At 64.6% G+C, this 2,662-nt stretch carries 2 protein-coding genes; both read right to left on the minus strand.

All coding sequences use genetic code 11. The annotated features are described in order from the left end of the window. Positions 1–615: 615 nt before the first annotated feature. Positions 616–1,242: an AMIN-like domain-containing (lipo)protein gene (locus ABD951_RS28805; RefSeq protein ID WP_425569988.1), complete on the minus strand. Its 627-nt coding sequence runs from the start codon at positions 1,240–1,242 to the stop codon at positions 616–618. A gap of 55 nt (positions 1,243–1,297) precedes the next feature. After that, on the minus strand, positions 1,298–2,614 hold the full coding sequence (locus ABD951_RS28490; RefSeq protein WP_345353638.1) for an IS256 family transposase: 1,317 nt from the start codon (positions 2,612–2,614) through the stop codon (positions 1,298–1,300). Between the last annotated feature and the right edge of the window lie 48 nt (positions 2,615–2,662).

Here is a 2,662-nt window from a genome sequence, read left to right on the forward strand (position 1 = left end):
TTCGGTTGATGATGCTGACGGCCAGGTTGGGACGCACGAGAGCGCCCCGACCAGTTTCGGATCGGGACGCTCTCATGTCCAATCGCGGATGGCGCGATTGCACCACTCCTCAGGGGAGCGGCACGCCTGGGCCTCGACCAGGTGCCGTGATCCCCAGCCCTATTCCGAGTCTCGGCAAACGAAGCAGAAGCTCACAGAGTGGGCGGTGAAGGGGAAGTTCGCTGAGATCGCGGAAGACGGGGATCCAGTGCAATTGGATCCGGACCACACTGTGCCGCCGGTAATCGCGTTGCTCAGCCCAGATCGGACCGGCGGAAGGTTGACGCAACCCACTCCGCTATTGACGAGCACGTCAGTCTGGCCACCCGTGTAATTCGTTCCGCTGAAAAAGCACGCCCTCCCGCTGGAGCAACTGGCCGCATCTGCCACGCCGGGTGCCGCCAGGCCCAATCCGACTGTTGCAGCGGTGGCCGCAAGCGCCGACAAAGTCCTTTTCACCTTCGACATAGTTCCTCCCCTTGACGTACTGATTACCGACTTCATTGCGAATCATTACCCATTGGTTTCGACAACCTAGGAACGAACCGGTCGGTCGTTATGGTATTGAGACGGTCTCTACGAGCTGAGGATGATCGAGAGCTGCGCGCGACTAGAATCCTGATCGACGGCCACATGGGCGTCCTGCGACCGCAGTCCCGTGAACGACTGCGTCACCCCTTCGCGTGGCGGAAGTGTCAGTACCTCAACGACTTCACTTGCCTCCGCAGACGTGACTCGTGGGGCGTAATGGGGTTCGCCTTCTCCCCACGGGAAGCCGGTGAAATCGACTTGGAGTACACACTTTCCCGCAACCGGCACTCGCTGAGTGTCACCATAACGGAGCGGAACGTCGACGAACCGTACTGACCATCCAAGCTGACCATCACCAGCGAACTGGTAGACGATACGTTCCACACCAGGGGCGGACTCACCCATGGGCGAGATTGACACGGTCTGGAGTTCCGCTGGCGTCGGCGGTGCGGATTCTGATGTCACTCCCAATCCGTCTGGAGGCGCCAGTGCTGGACCAGGCGGGTTTCCTCCCTGCCCGACAGCTATCTCGCCTGACCACCCTTCTGTGCGCGGACAGTGCGAAGGGGTCGAATCAGCGACATGTTCTGGCGGGTTGGTCGCCGCCCCGCAAGACATACATGCGATGAGTGCGAAGGCGACTGTCAAGATCGGAATGGGCTTCAGCGCCATTTGGGCACCTTTCACGCGAGTTGGGTGTCGTCAGGTTCTGTCATCGTGGACCACGTCAGGCGACCTCGGACACCGGAAGATCGGGTGACGGTTCCGGGGTGATGTTGACGGGCCGTTCGAGGAGCTTGCCCTTGTGGAACACCGCGCCGGCGCGCACGAGCGCGACCAGGTGCGGGGCGTTCACGGCCCGCCACCGGGACTGGGCGGCCTCGATCAGCTTGTAAGCCATCGCCATCCCCGCCGCCCTCGAACCAGGGCCCTTGGTGACCCTGGTGCGCAAACGAACGGTCGCGAAGGTGGATTCAATCGGGTTCGTGGTGCGCAGGTGCACCCAATGCTCGGCCGGGTACCGGAAGTACTCGAGCAGCACGTCGGCGTCGTCGGCGATCTTCGCGACCGCCTTCGGGTACTTCGCGCCGTAGTCCCGCGCGAACGCCGCGATCGCCAGCTGCGCCTTGTCGATGTCCTCCGCGGTGTAGATCTCCTTCATCGCCGCCAGCGCGCCCGGCTGCGCGGACTTCGGGAGCACGGCAAGAACATTGGCCTGTTTGTGGAACCAGCAGCGCTGTTCCCGGGTCTCGGGGAACACCTCCCGCAGCGCCTTCCAGAACCCCAACGCGCCGTCACCGACCGCCAGTGCTGGGGCGCGCATCCCACGCTGGCGGCAGTCCCGCAGCAGGTCCGCCCACGACTCGCTCGATTCCCGGTAACCGTCGGTGAGGGCGACGAGCTCCTTCCGCCCGTCGGCGCGGACCCCGAGCATCACCAGCAGGCACAATTTCTCCTGCTCGAGCCGCACTTTCAGGTGAATGCCGTCGACCCACAGGTAGACGTAGTCGACCTTCGAGAGATCCCGCTTCCCGAACGCGGCCGCTTCGTCCTGCCACTGCGCGGTCAAGCGGGTGATGGACGCGGCCGACAGGCCGGCCCCGCTGCCGAGGAACTGCTCGAGCGCCGGGCCGAAGTCACTGGTCGACAGGCCGTGCAGGTACAGCAACGGCAGCACTTCGGACACCTGCTCGGACTTGCGGGCCCACGCCGGCAGGATCGTCGACGAGAACCGCTTGCGTTCACCTGTCTCGGGGTCGGTGCGCCTGTCGTTGATGCGCGGGGCCTTGACCGCCACCGCTCCGGCGGCGGTCACGACCTCGCGTTCGGCGTGGTAGCCGTTACGGACAACCAGCCGGTGCCCGTTCTCGTCGACCTCACCGGCATGCCGGGCGATGTAGTCGGCGACCTCGGCCTGCAGGGCCGCGGCCAGCATCTGCCGGGCGCCGTCGTGGACGATCTCGTCGAGCAGTGACCGGCCCGCACCGACCGCGGTGCCGGTCTCGTTGGAGTCGTCGTCGTTGTTGTCCACTACCGTGAGCACGGGCGTGCCTTCCCGCCAGCGTTGGCGCGCTGGTCTTGATCAGAATTC

The sequence above is a fragment of the Rhodococcus olei genome, from assembly GCF_039540555.1.
Lineage (GTDB): Bacteria > Actinomycetota > Actinomycetes > Mycobacteriales > Mycobacteriaceae > Rhodococcus_G > Rhodococcus_G olei.